Origin of the sequence: Streptomyces sp. M-16 (genome assembly GCF_052114405.1) — a bacterium.
GTDB lineage: Bacteria > Actinomycetota > Actinomycetes > Streptomycetales > Streptomycetaceae > Streptomyces.
Genome location: NZ_JBFRER010000120.1, coordinates 1 through 23,925 on the forward strand (window position 1 = coordinate 1; position 23,925 = coordinate 23,925).

Below are 23,925 nucleotides of genomic sequence, written 5' to 3' on the forward strand. Positions count from 1 at the left end.
CCACGGCCCGTTCCCCGGAGGCCCCGCAGGCCCCGGCGCCCCGGCGCAGGCCGCCGCCGCGCACGGGCAGTTCCCCGGTGCACGGACCGGCGGTCGGGCCCACGCCCCGCAGGGCACCCCGTACCCCTACCCCGCATCCGCCCCGCCCGGGGCTCCGCAGGGGATCCGCGCCCCCGAGACCGTCCCCGTCCCCGCCACCGAGGCCGTCGGCCGGCCCCGGCACGGGGACCCCGTCGGGCGGCGGGCGTTGCGCGCGCTGCGCGGGGCGCTCGGGTCCTCCGCCGCGCGGGCCGTCGCCACCGAGACGGGCCTGGCCACCCAGGTGCAGCAGCCCGTCACCACCGGCCGCCAGATCGTGGTGACCAGCATCCGCGGCGGCTCCGGCAAGACCACCGTCACCGCGCTCCTCAGCCGCACCTACAACCACTACCGCCACGACCCGGTGCTCACGCTGGAGGCCGACGCCGCCCTCGGCACCCTCCCCGTCCGGCTCGGCGTCGAGTCGCTGCGCTGGACCTGCGGCGACCTCGCCCAGATCGTCCGCCCCTCCATGCAGCTCACCGACATCACCGGCTACCTCGTCCCGCTCGCCGACGGCGGCTGGCTGCTGCCCGGCAGCCAGGGCCGCATCGGCGCCCAGGTCGACGTCGCCACGTACCGGACCGTGATGGTCGCCCTGCGCCGGTACTTCGGCGTCACCGTCGTCGACTGCGAGACCCTCCCCGGCGAGGTGGCCCGTACGGCCCTCGACACCGCGCACGCCCGCGTGCTCACCACCCCCGCCACCGCAGAGGGCCTCGTCTCCACCCACGCCGTCCTCGACTGGCTCGCCTCCCTCCCCGTGCCCGTGCTGCCCCGGACCGTCGTCGTGCTCACCTGCCAGTCCCCGCACCCGGCCGTCGATCTCGGCAAGGCCGTCGAGAAGCTGCGCGCCACGGGCGCCGGGGTCGTCGTCCTCCCGTACGACCGCCACCTCGCCTCCGGCGGCGCCGTCCGCACCGAACTCCTCGGCGCCGAGACCCGGCAGGCGGCCGTACGGCTCGCCGCGGACGTACTCCAGCGCGCCCTCGCGCTCCCGGCGGCGGGTGCGGCCCGGTGACCCAGCAGCTCGTCCACCGGCCCGCCCGGGGCACCATGCCCCCCGCCCCCGCCGAACCCCACACCGTCGAGGCCCCGCCCAACCTCCCCGAAGGCAAGATCGGCAGCCCGGCCACCGCCCTCCTGCCGATGGCCGGTGTGATGGGCTCGGTCGTGATGATGACCGTCATCCGCAACAGCCAGTTCGCCGCCGTCGGCGCGATGGTCCTGGTCGTCGCGCTGATCGGCGCCATCGCCATGTTCTGGTCCCAGCGCGGCAAGGCGCAGCGCACCCGCCGCTCCCAGCGCGAGCGCTACCTGGAGTACCTGGAGGAACAGCGCGAGGAACTCGGCGCGCGCGAGAAGCGGCTCCGCGACGAGGCCCGCCGCCTCAACCCGCCGCCGGAGGCCCTCTACGACCTCGTGCGCGATCCGGCCAGGCTGTGGGAACGCCGCCGCGCCGACCCCGACTTCCTGCGCCCCCGCCTGGGCACCGGCGAGGTCGCCGTCCAGCCGCTCGCCCTCGGCGCGGGCGCCGGAGGCGTCCTCACCCCGCCCGACCGGTTCATGCTCAACGAGGCCGGCGCCCTCATGGCCCGCTTCGCCCGGGCCAGCGACTTCCCGCTGACCGTGCCCCTCGACCGGGCCGGGAACATCAGCGTCGTCGGCGACCGCGAAGGTGTCCTGCGCGTCGCCCGCGCCCTGCTCGTCCACACCGCGGTCCTGCACGCCCCCGACGACGTCGCGATCGCCCTCGGCGTCCCCGGCGACCGGCTCGACACGGACTGGGAATGGGCCAAGTGGCTCCCGCACGTCCTGGACCCGCAGGAACAGGACGGGCCGGTCGCCGCCCGGCGGATCGCCCCCAGCCTGCCGCAGCTCGCCGAGGTCCTCGCCCCCGAGCTGCGCYGCCGCGCCTCCTACGCGGCCGAGGTGCGCCGCGGCCTCTCCGACCGGCGCGCGCTGGCCCTCGCGGGCCGGCTCCTCGTCGTCAGCGACGAGTACGGGGACAACGCCGTCGAACTGCCCCGCCCCGACACGGCGGTGGGCCTCGCCGACATGAACACCACCGTGCTCCACCTGCTCGCCGAGCAGGTCCACGAGCCCGACGAGGTGACCATACGGATCACCGTGGACGGCCCCCACGTCACCGTCCGGGACCTGCGCACCCCCCAGGCCCCCGCCGCCGAGGGCCTCTGCGACCAGCTCGGCCCCGCCACCGCCGAGGGCCTCGCCCGGATGCTCGCCCCGCTGCGGCTGTCCGCCGAGTCCGTCGCCGAGGGCACCCCCGTCTCCGGACCCGTCGACTTCATGGGTCTGCTCGGCATCGACGACCCCGCCGCCCTCGACGTGGCCCGACTGTGGGCGCCGCGCGGCGAGCGGGACTTCCTGCGCGTCCCGATCGGCATCGACGACCGGCACGGCCCCGTCCTGCTGGACCTCAAGGAGTCCTCCCAGCTCGGCATGGGCCCGCACGGGCTGTGCGTCGGCGCGACCGGCTCCGGCAAGAGCGAGCTGCTCCGTACGCTCGTCCTCGCCCTGGTCGCCACGCACGCGCCGGAGGACCTCGCGATGGTCCTCGTCGACTACAAGGGCGGCGCCACCTTCGCCCCCTTCGAGAAGCTCCCGCACGTCGCCGGGGTCATCACCAACCTGGAGAACCAGGCCGGGCTCGTCGAACGCGTCCACACCAGCCTCGCGGGCGAGGTCAAGCGCCGCCAGCAGGTCCTCAAGGACGCCGGCCACGTCGCCGACATCGGGCACTACGCCGTCCTGCGCGCCGAGAACCCCGAACTGGAGCCGCTGCCGCACCTGTTCGTCGTCATCGACGAGTTCGGTGAACTCCTCACCGCCAAGCCCGACTTCATCGACCTGTTCCTGTCCATCGGCCGCATCGGCCGTTCCATCGGCGTGCACCTGCTGCTGTCCAGCCAGCGCATCGAGGGCGGCAAGCTCAAGGGCCTGGACACCTACCTGTCCTACCGGCTCGGCCTGCGCACCTTCTCCGCCGACGAGTCGCGCACCGTCCTCGACACCACCGACGCCTTCATGCTGCCGCCGCTGCCCGGCTTCGGCTACCTCAAGGTGGACACCTCCACCTACACCCGTTTCAAGGCCGGTTACGTCTCCGGCCGCTACCGGGGCCCGGCCGGCGACCGCGACCGCACCGCGGAAGGCCCCCTCGCCCTGCCCTACCCGGCCTTCAACACCCTCGGCGACAGCACCGGTTCCGCAGAGGCCGCCGAGGAGAAGCCCACCGCCACCGCCCGCGAGACCGGCCCCAGCGTGCTCGGCGTCATCGTCGACCAGCTCGCCGACGCCGCCCCGCCCGTGCGCCGCATCTGGCTCCCGCCGCTGCCCGACGCCATCCCGCTCGACGCCGCCGCCGGACCGCTCTCCGTCACCGACCGCGGACTGCGCCTCGGCGACGCCGACCGCCCCCCGCTGCGGGTACCGCTCGGTGTCCTCGACGACCCGGCCCGCCAGTGGCGCGGCCCCTGGGAGCTGGACCTGAAGGTCGCCGGCGGCCACATCGCCGTCACCGGCGGACCCCAGTCCGGCAAGACCACCCTGCTGCGCACCCTCGCCCTGTCCCTCGCGCTCACCCACACCCCGCAGGAGGTCGCCGTCTACGGTCTCGACCTCGCCGGGGGCGGCCTCGCCGCGCTCGCCGGACTCCCGCACGTCGGCGGGATCGCCGGCCGGGCCGACCGGGAACGGGCCGCCCGCACGGTCGCCGAGGTGCGGGGCATGCTCGCCGCCCGCGAGGCGCTCTTCCGCGAGCACTCCATCGACTCCGTCGACCAGCTGCGCCGCCTGCGCTCCCGCGGCGCACTGCCCGAGCTGGCCTCCACCGACATCGTCCTGCTCGTCGACGGGTACGGGGCCCTGCGCGAGGAGTTCTCCGAACTCGACGACGCCGTCACCGACCTCCTCAAGCGGGGCGGCGGCTACGGCATCCACGTCGTCGCGGGCATGCTGCGCTGGAACGACGTCCGCATCGCCAACCAGTCCCTCTTCGGCAGCCGCGTCGAACTGCGCCTGGGCGACGCCTCCGACTCGGCCATCGACCGCAAACTGTCCGAGACCATCTCCCCGGACACCCCCGGCCGCGTCCTGACCGACGGCAAGCTCTTCGCGCAGACCGCCCTGCCGCGCATCGACTCCCGGGCCGGGACCACCGACCTGGCCGCCGCCCTGGAGGAGGCCGCCGCCACCGTCCGCGCCACCTGGCACGGCGACATCGCCTCCCCGGTACGGGTCCTGCCCGCCCGGCTGCCCGCCGACCGGCTCCCGTCGGCCGACGAGGAGCCGTACCGGATCCCCATCGGCGTGGACCAGGACGTCCTCGCGCCCGTCCTGCTCGACCTCTTCGAGCAGGACCAGCACCTGCTGATCCTCGGCGACAACGAATGCGGCAAGACCAACCTCCTCTCGCTCGTCGCCCGCCAGCTCATCGCGCGCTACGGGGAGGAGGAGCTGGTCTTCGCCGTCTACGACCCCCGGCGCGGGCTGCGCGGAGTCGTCCCCGAGCCCTACCGCGGCGGGTACGCCCACAACGCGAAGATCGCCACCGCGCTGTCGGTCGGCATCGCCAAGGAACTCGACAAGCGCCTCCCCGAGGACGGCATGGACCCCGACGCCGACCCGGGCGAGGGCCCCGGCTTCACCGGCCCGCGCATCGTGGTCCTCGTCGACGACTACGACATCCTCACCACCGCCGGACAGCAGCCGCTCCAGGCATTCGTGCCCTACCTGCCGTCCGCCCAGGACATCGGGCTGCACTTCGTCGTCGCCCGGCGCGTGGCGGGCTCCTCCCGGGCCCTGTACGAACCGCTGCTCACCACCCTGCGGGAGTCCGGCACGACCGCGCTCGTCATGAACGGCGAACGCTCCGAGGGCCAGCTCTTCCCGCAGCTCTACGCGAGCGCGCAGCCACCGGGCCGCGGCACGCTCGTCCGGCGCGGCCGGCCGCACCAGACCGTGCAGACCGCGCTGGCCGCCCCCCTCACCCAGGAAGCACCCTGACACCGTGACCAAGGACGTCATCGCCCTCACCCCCAAGATGCCCGACACCGCCGCGCTGCTCGTGGCCCTCGCGGGCGGCGGCACCGAGCTCGACGCGGCCTCCGCCGCCGACGGGGCCGTGATCCAGCTGCTGGGCGCGGGCGGCCGGCCCCTGGTCTCGGTCGAAGCACCGGTGCTGGTCCAGGTCCCGGGCGAGACCGAACGGCTCCTGGGCACTCCCGCGCGGGTCCCCGTCTGGTGGACGGAGACCCGTGCCTCCACCGCCGTCCCCGAGGCGGCCGACCTCGCCGGCGCCGTCGCCGGGCGGCTCGCCGAGGTCCTCGGCGGCGCCGTCTGGCCCCCGGGCGCGGGCCGGGTCACCGCCGTCCCCGTGACCTCCGAGGCCTCCGCGGCGCCCGCGCCCGTGGGAGCCCTGCCGACCGTCGACGTGGTCACCGAGTCCACCGCCGTCGTCCTCGCGGACCGGCCCGTGATCCCGCTGACGGCCTGGCTCTCCGACGTCCTGCGCACCACCGCCGGCTTCGGCGCGGCCCTGCACATCGTCACGCCCGCCCACTGCCGGCTCAGCCTGCCGCTGCGCACCGTGCTCACCGGCGCACCGAACCGGTGGGTGGTCCAGGACCCGGAGTGCGGCTACTACGACGGCCTCTCCGGGGCGGTGCTGAGCTGGCAGGACGGCACCTTCGCCCCCACCCGTGACGCCGTCGGCGAGCCCCGGGCGGCCGCCGCCTTCGTGCGGGCCGACGAGGCGGAAGCGGGCGAACACCGGCTGACGGTGCAGTTCCGCACCGAGCACCCGGCCGAGGGGGAGCTGCTGCTCGGCCGCTCCGTGGAGGCCGCCTGGCGTGCCCTGACCGGGGGGCCGCCGGCCGGCTGGGGCACCGCCGAGCCGGTGAACCTGCCCTGGTCGCCCCGGCAGCTGACCGACCTCGCGCGCAGCCGGGCGCCGGAGCCGACCCTGCTCACGGTGGTGGGCGCGGGCGCGCTGGCCGTCGTACGGGTGACCCGCACGGCGGCCGGGGTCGAGGAGGACGTCACCCTGACCCTGGGGTACGGCCCCGCCGACCCGGCGCCGCTGGACGCGCTCGCCGGCCTGGCCGGGACGCTGGCCGACGGGCACGGCCTGGTCAGCATGCTCGCCTCCGTCGGGCCGGGCCGCCGGGACCTGAGCGTGACCCCGCGCTTCGGCCGGCCCCCGCTGCCGGTGTCGTTCACCCTGGGCGGGGCGGGCGTCGCCGAGGTCACCCTGACCCACGCCCGGCGTCCGCCGCTGGCCCTGCGCCCGTCCACGGTCGGCCCCGCCCGCCGTCCGGGCCTGCACTACCCCCTGGGCGACGGCACCGACCCGGCGGCCTGGGACACCCTGTCCACCCTCATGGCCCACCTGGGCACCACGGTCTGACGGCTTCCGCGCGGGGCGGCTTCCGCGCGGGGCGGCCTCCGCGCGGGGCGGCCACCGGACCGGGAACCCGCCGGACCGGGAAGCGCCGGAGCTACAGGCCGCCCGCGCGGACCAGGCCCGTCTCGTACGCGAGGACCACGACCTGGACCCGGTCGCGCAGGCCCAGCTTCGTCAGGATGCGGCCCACGTGGGTCTTCACGGTGGCCTCCGAGAGGACCAGCCGCCCCGCGATCTCGCCGTTCGACAGGCCCTGGGCCACCAGCAGCATGACCTCGCGCTCGCGGTCCGTCAGCCGGTCGATCTCCTTGTTCCGCGGCTCCTGCGTCGTCGTCGGCAGCATCGGCGCGAACCGGTCCAGCAGCCGGCGGGTGGTGGACGGGGCCACCACCGCGTCCCCGCTGTGCACGGAGCGGATCGCCGCCAGCAGCTCCGCCGGCGGGACGTCCTTCAGCATGAAGCCGCTCGCCCCCGCCTTCAGCCCCGAGAACGCGTACTCGTCCAGGTCGAAGGTGGTCAGGATGATCACCTTCGGGTGTTCCTCCGGCTCACAGATCCGCCGCGTCGCCTCGACCCCGTCGAGCCGCGGCATGCGCACGTCCATCAGCACCACGTCCACCTTCGTGGCCCGCAGCACCTCCAGCGCCTCCAGGCCGTCCCCGGCCTCGGCGACGACCTCCATGTCCGGCTGGGCGGCGAGCACCATCCGGAAACCCGTGCGCAGCAGCACCTGGTCGTCGACGAGCATCACGCGAATGGACATCAGTTACCTCGACCTCGTCATCTCTTCTTGAGCGGGAGCAGCGCGCTGATGCGGAAGCCTCCGCCCGGCCGCGGGCCCGCGTCCAGGGTTCCCCCGACCATACCGATGCGTTCCCGCATGCCGATCAGGCCGTGTCCGGCGCCGTCGGCGCCGCCGTCCTCGTACAGTTCGTGCGCCGCGCCCCGCCCGTCGTCCTCCACCAGCAGGCCGAGCCCGTCGTCGAAGTAGACCAGCCGTACGCTCGCCCGTGCGTCCGGGCCGCCGTGCTTGCGCGTGTTCGTCAGCGCCTCCTGCACGATCCGGTACGCGGTCAGCTCCACGCCGCTGGGCAGCCTGCGCGGCGCGCCCTCGACCTCGAAGTCCACCGTCAGTCCGGCCGCCCGCACCTGCTCGACCAGCACTTCGATCTGCTCGACGTCCGGCTGCGGCACGTAGTCCTCGGACTCCTGCGGCTCGCCGGTGCGCAGTACGCCCAGCAGCCGCCGCATCTCGGCGAGCGCCTGACGGCCGGTCCCCGAGATGGTCTGGAGGGCCTCCTTGGCCTGCTCCGGCGCCGCGTCCATGACGTACGCGGCCCCGTCGGCCTGGACGACCATCACCGACACGTTGTGCGCGACGACGTCGTGCAGCTCGCGGGCGATCCGGGCGCGCTCGGCGGCCACCGCCACCTTGGCCTGGGCCTCGCGCTCCTTCTCCAGGCGCTGGTTCCGCTCGACGAGCTGCGCGTAGTAGGCGCGGCGGGTGCGCAGCGAGTCGCCCAGCACCCAGGCGAGGGCGAAGGGGACCATCATGAACAGGGTGAACAGGACGGCCTCGGCGCCGCTGGGGCCCTTGTCCACGCCGAACCGCGCGAAGTAGAGCGGGGAGGCGAGCAGTCCCATGCCCAGCGCGGTGCGCGAGATCCAGCGCGGGACGTCGCCGGCGGCCACGGTGAAGAGGATCACCAGCATCGCGAAGTCGAAGAGGCTCGCCGTCGGGCCCAGCACCAGCTGCCACACGCCCGCCCCGACCGTCAGCCAGAACATCGCCACTGTCCACTTGCGGCGCAGCGCGACGGCGGTGCACAGCGCGATGACGCACGGCACGGCCAGCAGCCGGTGCAGGGTGCTCGTGCCGGCCACCCCGGAGTCGTCCGCGACGATCAGCATCGACAGCCCGAAGAGCAGGACGGCCCAGAAGCTGTCGACGCTCGTCGGGTGTCGGCGGATGAAGTCGTAGAGGCGCTGCACGTAACCCAGAGTAGGGACAGGAGATAGGTGCTGGAGTCAACCACAGGTGCGATCCCTGTGACGGGGGAGTACTCCCCAAGGTGGAGGGTGACCTTACCCTTTGTGGGATGAGGGCTCAGGGCGGAATCAGGGGACCGGTCCGGTGGCGGGCCGCCATGGAGGCCGCGCTGTACGGTCCGGGCGGGTTCTACGTGCGTCCCGGCGGTCCCGGGCCCGCCGGGCACTTCCGCACCTCCGTGCACGCCTCGCCCCTCTACGCGGGGGCCGTGGCCCGGTTGCTGCGCACGGTGGACGGGGCGCTCGGGCACCCGGAGCGGCTCGACCTGGTCGACGTCGGCGCGGGGCGCGGCGAGCTGCTGACCGGAGTGCTGGCCGCGCTGCCCCCCGAGGTGGCCGGGCGGGTGCGGCCGTACGCGGTGGAGCGCGCGGCGCGGCCGCGGGGGCTCGACCCTCGGATCCGCTGGGTGGCGGAGCCCCCCGAAGGGACGACGGGCCTGCTGTTCGCCAACGAGTGGCTGGACAACGTCCCCCTCGACGTCGTGGAGGACGGCCGCTACGTCCTGGTCGACCCGGACGGTACGGAGACCCCCGGCGGCCCCCTCGACGCGGCGGACCGGGCCTGGCTGGAGCGGTGGTGGCCCGCCGCGGCGGCGGGCGGCGAGGGCCGGGCGGAGATCGGCCGGGGCCGTGACGAGGCCTGGGCGGCGGCCGTCGCCACCCTGGAACGGGGCCTGGCGGTGGCGGTGGACTACGCCCACACCCGCGCGGCCCGGCCCCCGTTCGGCACCCTGACCGGGTTCCGGGAGGGCCGGGAGGTACCGCCGGTCCCGGACGGCGGCTGCGACGTCACCGCGCACGTGGCGCTCGACGCCTGCGCGGGGACGGGGGCCGCCCTGCTCACCCAGCGGGAGGCACTGACCGCCCTCGGCGTCCCGTGCGGCCGCCCGCCGCTGGCCCTGGCCTCCACCGACCCGGCGGCGTACGTCCGGGCCCTGTCGGCGGCGGGCGAGGCGGCGGAGCTCACGGCCCGGGGCGGCCTGGGCGACTTCGGCTGGCTGGTGCAGCCGGTCGGGATCCCGGCGTGGCCGCCGGTGTAGCCGCCGCCCCGCGGCAAGCGGGTCAGAGCCTCTTCACGCTGCGCAGGGTGGTCGCGTAGTAGCCGTTGCCGTCGAGGCGCGAGGCACCGCCCTTGTCGCCGATGGTGGGGCCGTTGGCCTCTTCGCGGCTGGAGATGAAGATGTTGTGGCCGTCGGAGTCGGTGCCCAGGTAGATGCCCGTGTGGTCGAGGCGGTCCTTGGTGCGGGTGTCGAGCTTGAAGAACAGCAGGTCGCCCGGCTGGATCACGTCGATCGACGGGGGCCGGTGCTCCGGGCCGGTCCCCTTGAGCGGGATGACGTCCGCGCCCAGCGCGGAGCGGGCGATGCCGTTCGCGGTGCGCGGCAGGCCGGCGCCGGGGGTGTCGTCGGGCATCAGGGGGTAGCGGGCCCGGTAGCCGAAGACGGTGCGGACGAAGCCCGAGCAGTCGATCGCCCGGTAGCGGGCGGGCTGCGGCTGCTTGGTGACGCCGTTGCGGAAGGTGTACGGCTTGCCGAGGTAGTCGTAGAAGTCGGACTGCTCCAGGCGCAGGTCGTTGCCCTCGGAACCGGTGGGGTTGAGCGGCCCGAAGGAGGCGTCGCCGGCGAAGGAGGTGCCCTGGGCGTCCTTCTTCACCGGGGCCTTGTCGACGTACTGGAAGGCAGTCGCGAAGATGTCGTCCTCGCTGCTCCCGTAGTACTTCTTGAACCAGTCCTTGAACCACTGCTGGTTCTCGGCGCCCTGCTTCCACACCTCGGGCAGGAGCCGGACCCAGTTCTCGGTGACGACCCGGGAGGAGGTGTTGGCGGGCTCGCTGAAGGTGCGGCTGGGGCCGGTGAGGGTGGCGGTGCGGGCGCCGTCGGTGAAGGTGGCGAGGACCTGTCCACTGCCGTCGCGCAGTACCGACCGGGCGGGGCTCTGCAGGCGCTCCCACTTCTGGGTCCCGCTCGTGCCCGCCGTGATGCCGCCCACGCCGTTCCTGTCGGCGGCGACGTGCACGGCGGGGGTCTTGGCCTGCTCCTCGGTGCGCAGCGCGTAGGTGAAGTAGGCACTGCCGGCCAGCAGCGCGAGCACGGTGACCGTGTGCAGCGTGGGGCGGGTGCCGCGGCTCTTCTTTTTCTTCTTCTTCGACGGGGCGGTCATGCGGGAGGCTCCGGGGCGGTGGGTGAGGGGTGGCGTGGCGGGGCGTCAGGCGCTGGGCATGACGCCGAGCAGGATCCCGGCGGTCAGGACGACGTAGGTCATGAGCGTGGCGCTGCCGGTGGCGAGCAGGGTGGCGCCCTTGGGCTGGCGGACCAGCTGGTAGGCGATCAGGCCCGGGACGATGAAGCCGAGGGTCTGGTTCGCGTACAGGAGCGGGAACTCCATCTGGAGCACGATCACCACGGTGGCCTGGAGCAGGACGCCGATCAGGACGACGGCGGCGAACAGGCGTTTGCCGTAGAGGATGACGAACTTCTGGGTGAGCAGGGTCAGGACGTAGGTCATCACGGTGATGCCGACCACGAGGGCGGCGCGCTGGAGGTCCTCGATGAGGGTGAGCGCGAGCCAGCCCGGGGTGATCATGCCGCCGGGGGAGAGGTTGGTCGTGAGGTAGCAGAGCAGGGAGAACAGCAGGCCCAGCGCGATGCCGATCGCGGCGATCTCGGGGGTGAGGACGGCGGGGATCAACGGGGCTCTCCTGGGTGGGCGTTCGGGGGGACCTGCTGCTGCGGCGACTGCTGCGGCCAGGCCGGGACCGGCGTGGCGGCGCCGATGCCGTAGGGGTCGGGCGCGGCCCGCGGGGGCTGCGGCTGTGGCGCCCGCCCTTGCGGGGCTCCCCCGTACGGGGCCTGCGGCGGGGGCTGCTGCCCGTACGGCTGCTGCTGGTACGCGGCGCTCGCGTACTGCTGCCCGACGGTGACCCCCGGGTACGGCTGCGGCCCGACGGTGACCCCCGGGTACGGCTGCGGCCCGGAGGGGGCTCCCGGGTGCGGCTGCGGCGGGTACGGGCCCTGGGCGTGCGGCTGCTGCCCGTACCCGGCCCCCGCGTACTGCTGGTGGCCGGGCGCGGGGGCCGCGTACGGGTCCTGGGCGTAGGGGTCCTGGCCGTACGGGTCCTCCGCGTACGGGTCCAGCGGGCGCGTGAAGACCGGGGCGGGCTCCTGCGCCCGTACCTCGGCGGGATCGCGCTCCGGCTCGGACTCGTCCGGCGGGAGTTCCGCGAGGTGCTCCAGCAGTACCTCGCCCTGCCCGTGGATGTTGCCGATGGCCACCAGCGAGGAGCTCTCCCCGAGGTGTCCCAGCAGCTCGTGCATGAACTCCTCGCCGTCGCGCTGGTCACCGCCGAGGTCGACGGCGCGGTCGCGCCACTCGGCCGGGATCGCGTCGATGGCGCTCTTCGCGGGGTGCCCGATCACGAACACCTTGTCCGGCTGGAGTTCGGGGACGATCGAGCCCATCTGGCCGTTGCGCTCGACCCGGTCGGGCCGGCAGTTGATCACCACGTTCAGCGGGCGGTCCACCGCGCCCAGGTCCAGCAGCTGGTTGATGTTCATCAGCGTGGACTCGGGGTCGTTCGCCGCGAAGACGTTCGCGAAGCGCAGCCGCTTGCCCCCCGGCGCCAGGTACCGCTCGACCGACAGCACACCGGGGTCCGGCGGGGCCTCGTACATGCCCTTCAGGGCCGTCGCCCGGTCGACGCCGAGGAGTTCGGCGACGGTGAGGGCGATCGCCACGTTCTCCTTGAAGGTGAACCAGCTGAACCCGCGCAGCTCCTCGTCCGAGACCGTGTCCGGGTCCGCGTAGACCAGCTTGCAGTCCCGGGCGTCCGCCTCCTCCTGGAGCACGTCGAACCGTTCCTTCTCGGCGGTGACGCAGATCCCGCCGTAGGGCATCGAGCGCGACAGGGAGCGTGCGATGTCGTCGAGGGTCGGGCCCATCTCGGCGACGTGGTCCTCGCGGACGTTGCACAGGACGCCGATGGTCGACTGGATCAGCTTCGACTGGTTGATCTCCTGGAGCGCCGGCATGACCGCCATGCACTCCATGACCAGCGCGTCCGGCCGGTAGGCGGCGGCGCGCCGCACGATGCCGATCTGCTCGACCACGTTGGCGATGCCGAACTTGCGGTAGACCGGCTCCTCGGTGGCGTCGGGGTGGATGAACCGGGCGGCCGTGCCGGTGGTCTTGGCCACCGTCGTCAGGCCGCCGCCGCGCAGCGCGCCCGCGCACAGCCGGGTGATGGAGCTCTTGCCGCGGATGCCGTTGACCAGCACCCTGTTCGGTATCCGGTCCAGGTTGGAGAAGTGCCGGCGCTGCTCGACGATGCCCGCGCCCAGCATGATCAGGCAGCAGACGAGCAGTACGCAGTAGAGGAAGAGCACGGGGGGATCAGTTCCTTCCGGCCGGCGCGGACGGCTGTCCGGCGGCCTGCTTGCGCTGCTGCTGTCGCTGCTGGAGCTGCTGCCGGATGATCTCCAGGCTGCGGGTGACGGCGCCGACCTCGTCGTGGTGGCGCGGGTAGAGGACGGTGCGCCGGTCGCCGTCGGCGAGGGCCTCGGCGCGCCGGGCCAGTTCGCGCAGCGGCGCGATCACGATGATCTGGAGCCAGCCCAGGCAGGCCGCGCCGACCGCGAAGCCGAGGAGCCCGGCGAGGACGGTGCGGTTCTGCAGGCTGTACTCCTGGATGGCCAGTCCCTTGGCGGACTGCCAGCTGACCACGGTCCACTTCAGGTCCCCGGCCGCGCCGCCGCCGGAGAACGGGGCGGCGGCGGCGATGACGTGGTCGCCGCCGCTGCGGTAGAGGACGCTGCCGGGCCGCGGGGCCATGCCGACCTTGAGGGCGGAGCCGTCGACGAGGGCGTCGAGGCGTGCGTCGTCGAGCTTCTGGAAGGCGCGGTAGCCGCCGTTGGAGGCGATGATCCGGTGCTTGGCGTCGACGACGCGGATCTCCCCGAGGCCGGGCCGCTTGAGGAGGGAGTTGAGGAAGTCGATGCGCAGCTCGCCGACGACGGCCGTGCCCGCCTTGCCGGGGACGGGTGCCGTCGCGACGATCACCGGGCTCTTGCCGCGGTCGTCGAGGGCCACCGGATCCTTGCGGGGCCCCTTGCCGTCGGCGTCCTTCGGGGTGCCGCCCGCCCGGGCGAGGATCTTGCCGGAGGGGTCCAGGACGTAGAGGGACTGGTAGCGCGCGTGTTCGTCGGCGGTGCGCTCCAGGACCGTGCTCATGTGCTCGGGGGTGGTGTCGCCGTCCATCGAGGAGGCCACGGACAGCAGGTCGGCCTGGCCCTCGTTGAGGGCGCGGCGGACCCGGTCGTTGAGGGTGTCGGTGCGTTCGCGCTGGTCGTTGACCAGTTGCTGGGGTACGACGACGGCGTCCCCGGCGCGGTTGACGAGCAGGCCCAGCGGGAGGCACCACGCGAGGAGCAGGACCGCGCACAGGGCGAGGAGCGTACGGGCGCCCGTACGGCGTTTGCGGCGGGCGCGTGCGGCGGGCGCGGCCGGGGAGCCGTCGCGCAGCTGGACGCGCAGCCGTTCCAGGGCGGCGGCGATCCGCGCGGCCTCGGCGCCCCGGGGGACGGCCACGGGGCGGGTGAGGTCGCCCCGGGTGAGGCGGCGGCTGTCGAGGAAGAGGGCGATCAGCGGGCGCTGCACCGTGGCGACGAGCAGGGCCACGACCAGGGCGCCGACCAGGAGCAGCGCGCCGGCCAGGACCATTCCGGCGAAGGCGTCGGAGGTGCGGGCCGGGTTCTGCGGCACGTTGACCATGGCGACGACGGTGAGGTCCAGGCTGGTGGCGGTGGTGCCGGCGCCCGCCTCGGATCCGGCGAGGCCCGCGTAACCGGCGGCGGCGCGGTCCCCGCCGGACTCGCCGCCCAGCAGGCTGCCGCTGACCCCGGGGAAGCCCCCGGAGCCGGGCTCCTTGGCGGTGAGGGGGTTGACGCGGGTCTTCCTGGCGGCGGCCTTGGCGAAGGAGGCCAGCTGTCTGGTGTCGCGCTTGACGTCGGCGCGCTGGGTTTCGGCGACCATCTCGGGCTCGGGGATGCCGTCGCTGCTGAGGACGGCGCCGTCGGAGCCGACGACGGCGATCGAGCGGAACCTGCCGAGGCTGATGCCGGGGAAGCGCAGGCTGCTGGAGGCCACCAGCAGTTGCTGGGGCTGGTCCTTCCAGTTGAGGAGGGAGAGGGTCAGCAGCCGGGTCTCGCCGCCGGGCATCCTGACCATGCGGGGGGCCAGGCCGCCGGCGCCGGAGAGTTGCGTGCGGTCGATGGCGGTCAGCGGGAGGTTCTCGCCGCGGGCGGCGAGCAGCCGGCCGGAGCCGATCTCGACGACGGCGGTGCCGCGCCACTTCTGGTAGACGCTGCCGATGCGGTCGAGGACGGCATCGGGGGCTACGGGCTTGCCGGTGGAGAAGAGGGCCGCGGCCCGGTCGAGGTCGGTGACGCTCTCGTCCAGGGAGGCGCGCAGGGCGATCGCGCCGTCCTCGGCGAAGTGCTGCTGCGAGGTGAGCACGGCCGCGGGCAGCCGGTCCTCGTGGACGGTGCCGAGGCTGAACGCGGTGAATCCCGCCAGGGCGAGCAGCAGTACCGACAGCACGGTGATCGGGGGCCTGATGCCACCGAGGAGTGACATGTCGGCCCTGCGGCGGGCCTTGCGCCGCCGCGTGGTGCGCGTAGCGGCCACAGCGGGGTCCTTCCTGGAGGGGGCGGGGAGGTGCGGGAGGGGAGGGGAGGGGCGGGGGACGTACGGGGTCAGTCCGGCAGCTCCCGCAGGGCACGGAGTCCGTCCTTGGCGGCGCCGCGGTTGAGCAGGGTGCCCTGGGTGCGTTCGAAGGCAAGCCGGTAGCGGGCGCGCTGCTGCGGCAGGAGCGGCGCGTCGCCGCGCAGGGCCTCGGCGACGTCGACCAGGCGGTGGTCGCGCACGGGCCGCACGGCGGCCGGGTCGGTGCCGGGGGCGGCCTCCGGGTCGGGCGGGATGTCGGTGAAGGTGGGCACGTAGCGGGCCCGCACGTCCCAGGTGCCGCCGCGTTCGGTGAACTCGAACCAGCCGATGGCGCCCTCTTCGGTCAGTCCGCCGGGCACGTCGTGGCGGGCGAGCTGGTTGCCGAGCCCGTAGGCGGTCCAGGTGCCGCCGATCTTCTCCATCGGCTGGACGACGTGGCTGTGGTGGCCGATGACCAGGTTGATCCCGGTCTCGCGGGCGATCCGGCGGGCCAGGTCGAGCTGCTGGTTGCTCGGCTCGGGCTGGTGTTCGCGGCCCCAGTGGATGGAGAGGATGACGACGTCGGCGCCGGCCGCGCGGGCCTTCTTCTCGGCGGCGGCGATGGCCTTGAAGCTGGTCGGGTTCGCCAGCCAGGGCTTGTCCGGGGGGAGGTCGCGCCCGTTGAAGCCGAAGGAGAAGGAGATCTGGGCGACCTTGACGCCCTTGACGTCCATGATCAGGGGGGTGTCGGCCTCGGCCTGGCTGCGGGCGGAGCCGGTGTGGCGCAGGCCTTCGCGGTCGAGGGTGTCGAGGGTGCCGTAGACCCCTTCGGGGCCGTGGTCGAGGGTGTGGTTGGAGGCCGTCGAGCAGGTGTCGTAGCCGATGGCCTTGACCGTCTTGGCGATCTGCGGCGGGACGAGGAAGTCGGGGTAGGACCGGAAGGGGCCGCCGGGGCTGCCGAGGACCGCCTCCATGTGGCAGATCCCGAGGTCGGCCCGGCTGATGACCGGCTTGACCCCCGCCATGATCCGGTCGAAGTCGTAGCCCTGGTGGCCGGCGGCCCGGGCGTCCCGGGCGGCCTGTTCGGTCAGCTCGGGGTGGATGAGGATGTCGCCCGCGGCGGCCACGGTGAAGGAACGGCCCCCGCCCGTGCCGCCGGCGCCGCTGCCGCCCGCCGGGCCGCGCTCCGGGCCGCCGAGGAGCCCGCAGCCCGCGAGCGAGAGGCTCAGCGGGAGGGCCAGCAGCGCGGCGCGCTTCCGGGGGGAGGCCGGGCGGACGAGGGCGAATTTCACTCAGCTATTTTCGGCCAGTGACGACTGCGAGATTCACAAAAAACGTAACGATTGTTGCGATCACGTGTGTAGCGATCATGGCTGGGGTCGCTTATGTCGCTTTCATGCCCTCTTATGTGGCCGCAAAGAGGCCTGCATCCCTCCCTTCTCCTGTGGTCCCGGACACGGGTTTGCTGGAGAGGGTGACCCGATTCACCTCTGAATTCGGAGTGACGGGCGGCTATCGCGCACCGACGCGGGCGGAGCGGGATGCCGTCATGGAAGGTGTATCGGCCCTTTTTGATGGAAATGTCGATAAAGCGCGTGCCCGCCTCGCCGGCGTGGACTACCGCCTCGACACCTTCACCGACGGACCGGACGGCCGCCGCTTCGCCGAGGTCGCCGACGCGGCCGCCCGCCCCGGATCCGCGAACCGCGGCTGGGGTCGCGTCTACGTCGACCTCGGCGCGCCCCCGCGCTGGTCGGTCCAGGTCCCGCACCCCATCGCCGACCAGGACACCGAACGCCTCGGCGCGCAGGTGCTGCGCGGCGCCCCCGGCGGGGTCATGGTCCTGGCCGGGGCCCACCGCAAGGCGGGCTCCGGATTCGACGCCGACGCGGGCGGGGCCGAGGAGGAGGACACCGCCGCCTCCGGGGACGTGGCCGACATGGCCCACCGCACCGACTCCGTTTTCCACGCCGTCGTCACCGAGCTCACCCGCCGCGGCCTGCCCGGCATCCAGCTCCACGGGTTCGCCGACTCCTCCGCCCCCGCCGCCGGAGCCGTCGTCTCCACCGGGTCCGGCAACACGGCCGCCGCCGACGCGGAGCGGCTCGCCGCGCAGCTGGAGGGCCGCGGGATCAGGCCGTGCCGGGCCTGGGCCGCGAACTGCCGCCTCTCGGGGCGCAACAACGAGCAGGGCCGGCTGGCCGCCGAGCACGGAACCCGCTTCCTCCACCTCGAACTGGCCCGCTCCGTGCGGGCCGACGCGGGCCGGCTGGCCGAGGTCGCCGGGGCGGTCGCGACCGTCGCCGAGGGGTGGGCCGGTGAGCCGGTGAAGGCCCCGGACGCGGCGGGGGCCGCCMCCCCGACGGGATGACGGCCCCTGCTGCTGTGCTGGTGCGGCTGTGCTGCGCTGGGCTCGTGCCGCTGGGCTCGTGCCGCGTCGCTGAGCCGCGTCGCTGAGCCGCGTCGCTGAGCCGCGTCGCTGAGCCGCGTCGCTGAGCCGCGCCGCGCCGTACGGCCTACTGCGTGACCTCGTGGTCGTGACCCGGGCGCAGACCGCCGCCGTTGCCCGAGCCGGTGCTCGGCTTCGGGGTGACCGGCTGCGTCAGCGGGGCCAGGTCGTAGGCGTAGTGGCCGACCGCGTTCGCGATGACGTCGACGTTGATGTCGAGCGCCTTCTGGTCGATGTTGGTGATGTCGTCGCCCTTGCCGTGGTAGTTCACGTCGTAGGCGACACCCGCCTGACCGCCGAACTTCGTGGCCTGGGCCGGGGTCTTGATGCCCTCGGCGCCCGTGTCCGTACCGCCGGAGGGGATCCCCGCCTCGATGAACGGGCCGTAGTCCGAGCGGCCGGTGAAGTCACTGCCCTCGTGCGGGATCTTCTGCGTGTCGAGGAAGTCGGTGATCTGCTTCTCCAGCTGCGCCGAACCCTCCGGGCCGGGGCCCGAGCCGACCTTGTCGGAGTCGTCGCCGTCGTAGACGAAGTAGGCGGCGTTCGGCGAGGCGATCATGTCGAAGTTCAGGTAGAGCTTGATCTGCTTCTTCTGCTCCGGCGTCAGCGAGGCGACGTACGCCTCCGAGCCGAGCAGGCCGAACTCCTCCGCCGACCACCAGGCGAACTTGACCTTGTTCTTGATCTTCGTCTGGCTGCTCGCCAGGCGCTGCGCGACCTGGAGGATGCCCGCCGAGCCGGAGCCGTTGTCGTTGATGCCGGGACCGGCCGCCACCGAGTCCAGGTGCGCGCCGAGGAAGACGGTGTTGTTCTCGTCGCCGCCCCGGGTCTCCGCGACCACGTTGAAGGTCTTGCGGTTCTCGCGCAGCTCGCGGAGGTCCAGGGTGACCGAAACCGGGCCGGCCGCCGCCTCGGCGGCCAGCTTCTCGCCCTCCGCCTGGGAGACGCCGCCGGTGGGGACCTTGCCCGCGTTGGCGTCCCCGAGGGTGCCGTTCAGGGCGCCCTCCGTGTTGTTGTAGATGACCGTGCCCACCGCGCCGGCCGCCGCCGCGTTCGCCTGCTTCACCGCGAAGGTGCAGCCGCCGCGCTTGACCAGCGCGATCTTGCCGGTGAAGGTGCCGGCCGCGAAGTCGCCGGGCTCGCAGCCGTTGCTGCCGTCGGCGTCGACCGGGGCGACCGCGAGCTGCGCGGTGACGCCTTCGGCCGGACCGCTGGCCGTGTACGTCATCAGCTTGATCGGGACGTCACGGCCGGCCGCGCCGTTGACCTTCAGCTTCTCGGAGATCGTCTCGACGTACACGAAGTCGAACTCGTTGCGCGTGACCTCGTACCCGGCCGCCTTGAGCACGGCCTCGACGTACTGGGCGGACTGGACGTGCCCCTTCGAGCCGGCGACGCGGGTGCCCTTGTTGTAGTCGGCGATCGACTGGAGGACCTTCAGGTGGTTGTAGGCACCCTTGCCGGTCGCCTCCTTGACCAGCTTCCTGGCCAGCGCGTCACCCCTGGCGGCATCGCTCTGCGGGCTCGCGGTGGCACCGGCCGGGCCGGCGAGGAGGAGCGGCGAGACGAGGGCCGCGGCCGCCAGTGCGGCGGTTGCTGCGGCTATACGGCGAGAGGGCATGAAGGTCCTTTCACGGCACGCGGGGCAATGGGGTGAGTGGTGGACGCACGTTAGGCACCAACAGGCCCCTCTCGCCAGGGTTTTCACTGCTTCCGGTTTGTGAAATCCGCATATCGGTGACTCTGCGCCGTCAGAATCCGGCCACTGTCCGATGAGTGGTCAGCGGAGAATGCCCTCGATGAAATCGGAACCTATGCGAGCGACCACTGACAGATCCAACTGATGCTGTACATAACGGCCCTGGCGGCGGGCGTGCAGCAGCCCGGCCTTCTTCAGCACCGCCAGGTGCCGGGACACCTCCGGCGGGGTGATCCCGTAGACCCGCGCCAGCTCGCTCGTCGTGTACGGGGCCCGCGCCAGGCTGCGGCACAGCATCATCCGCACCGGGTGCGCCAGTGCCTCCATCCGGCGCGCGAGCAGCTCCACCGAGCCGGGCTCGGAGGCCAGTTCGGGCGGGTTCAGCGGATAGTGCACCACCGGGCGCCAGCCGGGCGCGTGCAGCACCAGCAGGTGCGGCCAGCCGAAGTTCGTCGGCACGAACAGCAGCCCGGGGCCGACCCGCGGATCGGTGGCCGTGGCCTGGCCGTTGACCATCTTGTCGGCGGTGACCGTGGTCAGCCCCTCGTCCACGCTCAGCGCCGCGGACACCTCCCGCAGCGCCGCCGGCAGACCCTTGTGGCGCAGCACCTCCGCCTTGTGGCGGGCGTCCGCCGCCTGCCGCGGCTCGATGCGCCGCCAGGTCTCGGCGAAGAAGGCCTCGTCGCAGTCCTCCAGGAGCCGGCGCAGCCAGACCCGGACGGAGTCGGTGTCGTCCAGCAGCCGGACCGAGAACTCCAGCTGACGGGGGCCGCGCGCGGCGGCCGCCTCCAGCGCCTTGGCCCGCGCGCCCGGGTCCTTCAGCGGGGAGGGCCCGCCGCCCTCGTTGTAGAGCGCGAGCCAGCAGTGCTCCAGGGCGGCCATCACGAACCGCTCGTCGTCCAGCCGGTCGAGGATGTCCAGGTCCTCGGCCAGGGTGGCTCCGGGGCGGCCCGAGCCGCCGGGGATCCCGGCGAAGGCCATGAAGATGTCGGAGAACGAACTGCGCCACATGAACTCGGCTTCGAGCAGCCGCTCCGCCAAGCAGGGGTCGAGCGAGGCTCTGACGGAGGTCGTCCAGGAATGGAGCTCGGGGTGGTGCGCGGGCTGCGACAGCGCGTGCAGGGCCATGCAGAGCTCGGCGAGCGGAGCCGGCGCGAAACCGATCCGCTCCGCGGGGAGCCCGGCTATGTCGATCGTGACGCTCATCGCCCCATTCTGGCCCCGGACGCTCCCGCGCGGGAGCCGGGGGTACGCGCTGCGCCCCGTCCGTCCGGGTGACGGGCGGAGGTGCTCCGGCGCAGGTGGGAGGCCTCGATTGACGGTGAGCGTCAATCGTCGTGCGGGTTGCCGCCGACGGGGTGAGGGTGGATGCATGACCGCCACCGAGCAGTACCTCTTCGACAGCTACCGGGCCGTCCAGCACGGCACCCCCCAGCCCCCGCCGCCGGGCCGCGACGACTGGGCCGTCCTGCGGTCCGTCCGCACCGAGGCCCGCTTCCGCGCCGTCCTCGACGGCCGCCCCGCCACCCGCCCCTGGCGCGCGGCCCTCCACCGCCTCCTCCACCCGGCGAGGCCCTGCTGAGGCCCGGGGGCGCCGAGGCCCGGGGCGCCGAGGCCCGGGGCGCGGCGAGGCGACGCGCCGCCGAGGCCCGGGCCTCCATCCGGCGAGGGCCGGCCGGGGTGCTACAGCCGGTCCACGAACCCCCGTACCGCCGCCCGGACGTCGTCCGCCGTCCAGGCCAGCCCCGGCTGCGTGACCTCCACCTCCGTCATCGCCATCCCCGGGGGGCCCTGCGCCGACCAGCGCCGGAACAGGAGCGTGCCCGTCTCCTCCGCGAGGCGCAGGCCCGCCTCCGTCAGGCCGTCCGCCCCGTACGGCAGCCACACCTGGAACTGGTGCGTGTGCGGCACCTCCGGGTGGACCCGGAACCACGGCACGCCGGCCTCCTCGAAGCCCTCCCGCAGGGCCTCGGCGACGACCTTCGCCTGCGCCACGTAGGACGGCAGCAGGGGCAGCTGCCGCTCCAGCCCGGCCAGCGCCGACAGGGCCTGCGGGAACTGGCGGAACACCTGTCCCCCGTACCGGTGGCGCCAGACGCGGGCCTCCTCCACGAAGCCCCGGGGTCCGGCCAGGCAGGCCCCGCTCAGCCCGCCCAGGGACTTGTAGAAGGAGACGTAGACGGAGTCCGCGAGCCCCGCGACCTCCGCCAGCGGCCGCCCGAAGTGGGTCGCGCACTCCCACAGCCGGGCCCCGTCGAAGTGGACGACCGCGTCCCGCTCCCGGGCCGCGTCGACCAGCTCCTCCAGCTCCTCCCAGGTCGGCAACAGGAAGCCCGGGTCGCGCAGCGGCAGCTCCACCATCAGAGTGCCGAAGGGCTCCGCCAGGTCGGTGACCTCCTGCGCGGTCGGCTGCCGCGGCTCCACCGTCGGGTGGACCGTGCGCAGCCCGGAGACCACGGGCAGCGCGCCGCCCTCCCACCGCTCCGGATGGCTCATCGGGTGCAGCGCCACGACCGGGTTCCCGGTCCGCCCCGCCCAGCAGCGCAGCGCGACCTGCTGCGCCATCGTCCCGGTCGGGAAGAACGCCGCCTCCTCGGTCCCCAGCAGCTCCGCGACCCGGGTCTCCAGCTCGGCGACGATCCCGTCGCCGTACACGTCGGCGGGTTGTCCCAGGTCGTAGGGGGCCTGCGCCAGCGCGGCGAGCAGCTCCCCGGCCGTCGCGTCCCGGCCGCCCCCCGAGAGCGACCGGTCCGCCGCCCGCCCCGCCGCCACCAGCCGCTTCGTGCGTTCCTCGTCATCGGTCATGGGCCGATCATGCCTCCGGTCGGCGCGGCCCCGCCATGGCCCCAGGGGCTAGCATGGCGGCGTATCGTCCGGTACCCCCCGCGGACTGGAACGGAAGGCATTCCCCGCGTGAACGCACCCCATCAGACGGAGTCCCGGGATCCGTCCGCCCGTCCCGCCCGGCTCACCGTCGGCGTCGTCGGAGCCGGCCGGGTCGGCCCCGCGCTGGCCCGCGCGCTCCAGCAGGCCGGGCACCGCCCCGTCGCCGTCTCCGGAGTCTCCGACGCCTCCCGTCGCCGCGCCGCGCGGATGCTGCCCGACGTACCGGTCGTCCCGCCCGCGCAGGTGCTGGAGCGGGCCGAGCTCGTGCTGCTGACCGTCCCCGACGACGCCCTGCCCGGCCTGGTCGAGGGCCTCGCCGAGACGGGCGCCGTCCGCCCCGGACAGCTCCTCGTCCACACCTCCGGGCGCTACGGGACCTCCGTGCTCGACCCCGCGCGCCGCGCCGGGGCGCTCCCGCTGGCCCTGCACCCCGCGATGACCTTCACCGGCACCGAGGTCGACGTGCAGCGCCTGGGCGGCTGCTCCTTCGGCGTGACCGCCCCCGAAGAGCTGCGGCTGGCCGCGGAAGCCCTGGTCATCGAGATGGGCGGGGAGCCCGAGTGGATCGCGGAGGACAGCCGCCCGCTCTACCACGCCGCCCTCGCCCTGGGCGCGAACCACCTGGTCACCCTGGTCGCCCAGTCGATGGAGCTGCTCCGCACCGCCGGTGTCGAACACCCCGACCGGATGCTCGGCCCCCTCCTCGGCGCGGCCCTCGACAACGCCCTGCGCTCCGGGGACGCGGCGCTGACCGGCCCGGTCGCCCGCGGTGACGCCGGCACGGTCGCCGCGCACGTCTCCGAACTGCGCAAGCACGCCCCCGCCACCGTCGCCGGGTACCTCGCCATGGCCCGGACCACCGCCGACCGCGCCCTCGCGCACGGCCTGCTCAAGCCCGAACTGGCCGAGGACCTGCTCGATGTCCTCGCCGACACCGCCGAACCGGAGGGTGGCGCGCGATGACCGGCCCGCTGCTGTTGCTGAACACCGCGGAAGAACTCCACAAGCTCCCGCGCACCGGCCGCCGCGCCGTCGTGATGACGATGGGCGCCCTCCACGAGGGCCACGCCACCCTCGTCCGCACCGCCCGGGAACAGGCCGGCCCGGACGGGCAGGTCGTGGTCACCGTCTTCGTCAACCCCCTCCAGTTCGGGGCGAACGAGGACCTCGACCGCTACCCCCGCACCCTCGACGCCGACCTGCGGATCGCCGAGGAGGCGGGCGCCGACGTCGTGTTCGCCCCCGCCGTCGACGAGGTCTACCCCGGCGGCGCCCCCCAGGTGCGGATCACCGCCGGGCCCATGGGCGAGCGCCTCGAAGGTGCCACCCGCCCCGGCCACTTCGACGGGATGCTCACCGTCGTCGCCAAGCTGCTCCACCTCACCCGCCCCGACCTGGCCCTCTTCGGCCAGAAGGACGCCCAGCAACTGGCCCTGATCCGGCGCATGGTGACCGACCTCAACTTCCCCGTCGACGTGGCCGGCGTGCCGACCGTCCGGGAGGAGGACGGGCTCGCCCTGTCCTCCCGCAACCGCTACCTGTCGCCCCTCGAACGGCACACCGCCCTCGCCCTGTCCCGCGCCCTGTTCGCCGGCCGCGACCGGCTCGCCGCCCAGGCGGCGCTGCGCGCCCGCGCCG

18 protein-coding genes are annotated in these 23,925 nt (G+C 74.0%); 8 read left to right on the forward strand and 10 right to left on the reverse strand.

Features of this window, described 5'->3' with window-relative positions; genetic code table 11:
- The 3 genes from AB4039_RS34915 to AB4039_RS34925 form a co-directional block, all read left to right on the forward strand.
- A partial coding sequence (locus tag AB4039_RS34915; protein ID WP_442272637.1) for a hypothetical protein occupies positions 1 to 1,099 on the forward strand: 1,099 nt, incomplete at its 5' end.
- Positions 1,096 to 5,106 carry a type VII secretion protein EccCa gene (gene eccCa, locus AB4039_RS34920; protein ID WP_442272638.1) on the forward strand — a complete coding sequence of 1,337 codons (4,011 nt, stop codon included), beginning with the start codon at positions 1,096 to 1,098 and terminating at the stop codon, positions 5,104 to 5,106. The genes AB4039_RS34915 and eccCa, both read left to right, overlap by 4 nt.
- Before the next feature lie 4 nt (positions 5,107 to 5,110).
- Positions 5,111 to 6,508: a DUF6177 family protein gene (locus AB4039_RS34925; RefSeq protein ID WP_442272639.1), complete on the forward strand. Its 1,398-nt coding sequence runs from the start codon at positions 5,111 to 5,113 to the stop codon at positions 6,506 to 6,508.
- A 91-nt stretch (positions 6,509 to 6,599) separates the two neighbouring features.
- On the opposite strand, the gene AB4039_RS34930 is transcribed toward AB4039_RS34925, so the two are convergent.
- Both AB4039_RS34930 and AB4039_RS34935 read right to left on the reverse strand, forming a co-directional pair.
- On the reverse strand, positions 6,600 to 7,268 hold the full coding sequence (locus tag AB4039_RS34930) for a response regulator transcription factor (RefSeq protein WP_030236908.1): 669 nt from the start codon (positions 7,266 to 7,268) through the stop codon (positions 6,600 to 6,602).
- 17 nt (positions 7,269 to 7,285) lie between these two features.
- Entirely contained in the window at positions 7,286 to 8,497 is a 1,212-nt protein-coding gene (locus tag AB4039_RS34935) for a sensor histidine kinase (protein ID WP_266839853.1), read from the reverse strand.
- 107 nt (positions 8,498 to 8,604) lie between these two features.
- Between AB4039_RS34935 and AB4039_RS34940 the strand changes: the two genes are divergently transcribed.
- On the forward strand, positions 8,605 to 9,594 hold the full coding sequence (locus AB4039_RS34940) for an SAM-dependent methyltransferase (RefSeq protein WP_266839851.1): 990 nt from the start codon (positions 8,605 to 8,607) through the stop codon (positions 9,592 to 9,594).
- 22 nt (positions 9,595 to 9,616) lie between these two features.
- Here the strand turns inward: AB4039_RS34940 and AB4039_RS34945 are convergent, their stop codons facing one another.
- From AB4039_RS34945 to AB4039_RS34965, 5 genes are all read right to left on the reverse strand, one after another.
- Positions 9,617 to 10,714, reverse strand: a complete 1,098-nt coding sequence (locus AB4039_RS34945) for an NlpC/P60 family protein (protein ID WP_442272640.1) — start codon at positions 10,712 to 10,714, stop codon at positions 9,617 to 9,619.
- Between the two features lie 45 nt (positions 10,715 to 10,759).
- Complete coding sequence (locus AB4039_RS34950; RefSeq protein ID WP_030236898.1) at positions 10,760 to 11,242, reverse strand: poly-gamma-glutamate biosynthesis protein PgsC/CapC; 483 nt, start codon at positions 11,240 to 11,242, stop codon at positions 10,760 to 10,762.
- Positions 11,239 to 12,936: a poly-gamma-glutamate synthase PgsB gene (gene pgsB, locus AB4039_RS34955; RefSeq protein WP_442272641.1), complete on the reverse strand. Its 1,698-nt coding sequence runs from the start codon at positions 12,934 to 12,936 to the stop codon at positions 11,239 to 11,241. The genes AB4039_RS34950 and pgsB overlap by 4 nt, the downstream gene beginning before the upstream one ends.
- A 7-nt stretch (positions 12,937 to 12,943) precedes the next feature.
- Positions 12,944 to 15,184 (reverse strand): HAMP domain-containing protein, encoded by a 2,241-nt coding sequence (locus tag AB4039_RS34960; protein ID WP_266841728.1) that lies wholly within the window; start codon positions 15,182 to 15,184, stop codon positions 12,944 to 12,946.
- A gap of 119 nt (positions 15,185 to 15,303) precedes the next feature.
- The gene (locus tag AB4039_RS34965) at positions 15,304 to 16,545 is read right to left on the reverse strand and encodes a CapA family protein (RefSeq protein ID WP_442272642.1); all 1,242 of its coding nucleotides are present in this window, start codon (positions 16,543 to 16,545) and stop codon (positions 15,304 to 15,306) included.
- A gap of 320 nt (positions 16,546 to 16,865) precedes the next feature.
- Here AB4039_RS34965 and AB4039_RS34970 point away from each other — a divergent pair, with 320 nt between their 5' ends.
- Positions 16,866 to 17,624 carry a hypothetical protein gene (locus AB4039_RS34970; RefSeq protein WP_442272643.1) on the forward strand — a complete coding sequence of 253 codons (759 nt, stop codon included), beginning with the start codon at positions 16,866 to 16,868 and terminating at the stop codon, positions 17,622 to 17,624.
- A 145-nt stretch (positions 17,625 to 17,769) separates the two neighbouring features.
- Here AB4039_RS34970 and AB4039_RS34975 read toward each other — a convergent pair whose 3' ends face one another.
- Positions 17,770 to 19,323 (reverse strand): M28 family metallopeptidase, encoded by a 1,554-nt coding sequence (locus AB4039_RS34975; RefSeq protein WP_442272644.1) that lies wholly within the window; start codon positions 19,321 to 19,323, stop codon positions 17,770 to 17,772.
- A 159-nt stretch (positions 19,324 to 19,482) separates the two neighbouring features.
- Positions 19,483 to 20,607, reverse strand: a complete 1,125-nt coding sequence (locus tag AB4039_RS34980; protein WP_266839839.1) for a DUF5937 family protein — start codon at positions 20,605 to 20,607, stop codon at positions 19,483 to 19,485.
- A gap of 166 nt (positions 20,608 to 20,773) precedes the next feature.
- Between AB4039_RS34980 and AB4039_RS34985 the strand changes: the two genes are divergently transcribed.
- Entirely contained in the window at positions 20,774 to 20,983 is a 210-nt protein-coding gene (locus AB4039_RS34985) for a hypothetical protein (protein WP_266839838.1), read from the forward strand.
- 101 nt (positions 20,984 to 21,084) lie between these two features.
- Here AB4039_RS34985 and AB4039_RS34990 read toward each other — a convergent pair whose 3' ends face one another.
- Positions 21,085 to 22,206 carry a beta-eliminating lyase-related protein gene (locus AB4039_RS34990; protein ID WP_266839836.1) on the reverse strand — a complete coding sequence of 374 codons (1,122 nt, stop codon included), beginning with the start codon at positions 22,204 to 22,206 and terminating at the stop codon, positions 21,085 to 21,087.
- A gap of 108 nt (positions 22,207 to 22,314) precedes the next feature.
- Between AB4039_RS34990 and AB4039_RS34995 the strand changes: the two genes are divergently transcribed.
- Both AB4039_RS34995 and panC read left to right on the forward strand, forming a co-directional pair.
- Positions 22,315 to 23,250, forward strand: coding sequence for a Rossmann-like and DUF2520 domain-containing protein (locus AB4039_RS34995; RefSeq protein WP_442272645.1), 936 nt, complete (start codon positions 22,315 to 22,317; stop codon positions 23,248 to 23,250).
- On the forward strand, positions 23,247 to 23,925 hold a 679-nt coding region (panC, locus tag AB4039_RS35000), incomplete at its 3' end, for a pantoate--beta-alanine ligase (protein WP_442272646.1). The genes AB4039_RS34995 and panC, both read left to right, overlap by 4 nt.